We start from the raw sequence: 2,957 nt of genomic DNA, 5'->3' as shown, positions 1-2,957 counted from the left end.
AAGTCGACTGGGGCAAGGCCATGGTCAGGTTCCTTCAGCTGACGATTGGCCTGCCATCACGTTGCAGATCGCGTTGATGGTCCGTTCTTCAACGTCTCGTGGCAAATCATGACCCATGCCCTCGATCGGCAGGTAGACCGCGTTCGGTATGGAGCGCGCCGTATCCTGACCGCAGGCGGGCGGGATCAATGGATCATCGACGCCGTGGATGACAAGTGTCGGGACCGTGATGTTTGCAAGGCGTGCGCGCCGGTCTCCAGCGACCGCCATGGCAGCGATCTGCCGCGCAGTGCCTCCCGGATCGATCATAGGATCAGGCGCAGGGCGCATCATCATCGCCATGACATCGGGTGCCGCCTGCGGCAGGACCGGATTGCCGGTGCTCGACATGATCGACGTCAGCGAAAGGACCCGATCAGCATGATTGCTCGCGAGAACCTGCGCGATCATTCCCCCCATTGAGCGCCCGACGACATGCGCCTTGGCAATGCTGATCGCATCCGCTGCCATGTCGTCAAGCGTATACGGCACATCAGGTCTGCGCCCGGCCATCAGGGCAATTGCGAGCGCGTCGAAATCCGGCGCGGGCGAAGCGCTGAAATGCGTCGAGCGGCCCGCATCGCGGTTGTCGAAACGGATCACGCGATAGCCTCGTGCGGCCAGCCCTGTCCAGAAAGGCTCGGACCAGCGGATCATCTGCGTTCCAAGCCCCGAAATCAGCAGGATCGTTTCCGCATCGGCATACGTGTCAGAACTTCATCAACCTACCACAAAATCGATAAACCTCATGAGGAGCGGGTTCTCGGCCTCTCGTCGCCAGCAGATTCCAACCGGCCAGGAGGCCGCCTCGCCCTGAAGCGGGTGATTGTCGGTGCTGCCGCTCAATGCGGACACTCCGGTCAAGGGTAGGAAAGCCACACCTAGTCCGGCAGCAACGATGGCGTGGACCGTCAGGATGTCGTCGGCATACTGGACCGTGCGTGGCTCGAACCGTGCCGCGCCGCACCATCGGTCGATCTGGGCGGCAAGGCCGGACCCGCGTTCGGGTAATAGGGCAACGAAACCCAGCGCGTTCAAATGGGAGAGGTGATCCAATGGAGGCATCTTCGTGCCACGCGGCACCACAAGCGCTAGGCTCTCCTCCATAACAGATTGGAAGGAAAGATCATCGCCCAATGGCGCTCGGCAGAATCCGAGGTCCAGCGTACCATTCCTCAGATGCCGATGTTGTTCGCTCGTCGACATGTCGTTCAATGTGATTTCGCAGTCGGGCACCCCCGCGCGAAACGCAGCAACAAGACGCGGCACGAGTTCCAACGTAGAGATGCCGAAGCCTATATCGAGATGCCCGGCAAGACCCGACCTCGCGCGTGTTAGCTTGCCTGATATCTCATCGCTCAGCTTTAGCAATCTGTCGGCCTCCTTCAGGAGCAAGCTCCCCAGCGGCGTCAATTTGGCGCCGTGGCGACCGCGTTCGAAGATACTACCGCCGACCTGATGCTCAAGCGCCAGAATTTGCTTTGATAATGTCGACTGCGTGATGTTGAGCCGCGACGCGGCAATTCCGTAGTGACCGGTTTTAGCGACTTGCACGAAGGCGCGGAGCAGTTTTAGTTCCATTCCATACTCGCATCATTTCTTTCAATAATTTCACTTTACCGAATGGATATGACGGATCAACACTGTAGTTCTGCAGCAGTCACGAGGTTGTCTATGTCCCTTAGGGTTTCATCGATCCAGTTCCAGCACCGCGCGAGCGACAAGGCTTACAACTTGTCCCGTATCAACGAATTCACGGATATGGCCGTCAAAGCGGGTAGCCAGCTAGTAGCCTTTCCGGAGATGTGCATTACCGGCTATTGGCACGTGCCGAAGCTCGACAAGACTGGACTCGATACATTGGCCGAACCGCTCTCCGGCCCGTCGATCTTGCACGTCGCAGCGCTGGCAAGCGACAGGGGTATCGCCATTGGCGCAGGCTTTATCGAGAGTGAAGGCGGGAAGTTCTACAACTCCTACGCCGTCTGCATGCCTGATGGCCAAATCCATTGCCACAGAAAGCTTCACGCGTGGGAGCACCGCCTGTTTTCCAGCGGGAACCGCTATACTGTCTTCGACACGCCGTGGGGCATTCGTGTCGGCATCCTTATCTGCTGGGACAACAACTTGGTTGAGAACGCTCGCGCGACCGCCCTAATGGGTGCCGAATTGCTGATCGCCCCGCACCAGGCGGGGGGAGGTCATTCGGTTAGCCCGCATGGGATGAAGCGTATCCCCGTCGAGAAATGGGTCCGGCGTCACGAAGACCCTGCCGCGATCGAGGCTGAGTTTCGTGGCCCGAACGGCCGCGAATGGTTTATGCGCTGGCTGCCTTCGCGCGCTCACGACAACGGCATGTTCCTGATCTTCACCAACGGCGTCGGCCAGGACGAGGATGAGATCCGGACCGGAAACGCAATGATTCTTGATCCCTATGGTCGCATCATTGCCGAAACTTGGGTCGCAGAGGATGCGATCGTCACTGCCGAACTAGATCTTGGATTGCTGAACAAATGTACCGGCCAACGCTGGCTCAGGGGCCGCAGGCCGGAGCTTTACGGCGTCCTGACCGAGCCTCGCCCCGACAACCTATCTCCTATGGATGCGCGTTTCTCAAATGCTCCAACACGCAATTCCGCAGATCGGTAATGCGGATGTCGGTTGCGCGAGACCTTTTCGGTACGATTGCGGCGACTTTCCTTCTGACAATCACAAAACCCATGACCATCCTTGCTTTTGCTGCGATGTTCGCTGTTTTGGGGTTAACTGATGCGCCCGGAGATTTTAACGCCTCTAACGTGGTTACCGGTGTCCTTGCTGGCTCCCTACTGTGGTGGTTTGTTTTGAGTGGCGGGGTTGCTATTGCGCGGCGGCGACTTTCGAGAGAGGTTTCCAAGTGGGTTTCGAGACTATCAGGG

3 protein-coding genes and 1 pseudogene are annotated in these 2,957 nt (G+C 58.5%); 2 read left to right on the top strand and 2 right to left on the bottom strand.

The window, feature by feature from the left end; all coding sequences use genetic code 11:
• Positions 1-24: 24 nt before the first annotated feature.
• Both ACUTJJ_RS24975 and ACUTJJ_RS24970 read right to left on the bottom strand, forming a co-directional pair.
• A complete protein-coding gene (locus tag ACUTJJ_RS24975; RefSeq protein ID WP_445543777.1) occupies positions 25-720 on the bottom strand; it encodes an alpha/beta fold hydrolase in 696 nt (231 codons plus the stop codon).
• Positions 721-759: 39 nt separating this feature from the next.
• Complete coding sequence (locus ACUTJJ_RS24970) at positions 760-1,620, bottom strand: LysR family transcriptional regulator (protein WP_445543776.1); 861 nt, start codon at positions 1,618-1,620, stop codon at positions 760-762.
• A gap of 93 nt (positions 1,621-1,713) precedes the next feature.
• On the opposite strand from ACUTJJ_RS24970, the gene ACUTJJ_RS24965 reads away from it, so the two are divergent.
• Positions 1,714-2,688: a nitrilase family protein gene (locus tag ACUTJJ_RS24965; RefSeq protein WP_445543775.1), complete on the top strand. Its 975-nt coding sequence runs from the start codon at positions 1,714-1,716 to the stop codon at positions 2,686-2,688.
• A pseudogene (locus ACUTJJ_RS24960) lies at positions 2,688-2,957 on the top strand (LysE family translocator); the annotation flags it as partial. The gene ACUTJJ_RS24965 and the pseudogene ACUTJJ_RS24960, both read left to right, overlap by 1 nt.

Source organism: Agrobacterium sp. DKPNP3, assembly GCF_052686535.1.
Note: the sequence above shows the minus strand (reverse complement) of the source record. Positions and strands in the feature narration are given on the sequence as shown.

Bases quoted from the DNA above. Each gene is read 5' to 3' on its own strand.
- ACUTJJ_RS24970 (WP_445543776.1), bottom strand. From the start codon at position 1,620: ATGGAACTAAAACTGCTCCGCGCCTTCGTGCAAGTCGCTAAAACCGGT.
- ACUTJJ_RS24965 (WP_445543775.1), top strand. From the start codon at position 1,714: ATGTCCCTTAGGGTTTCATCGATCCAGTTCCAGCACCGCGCGAGCGAC.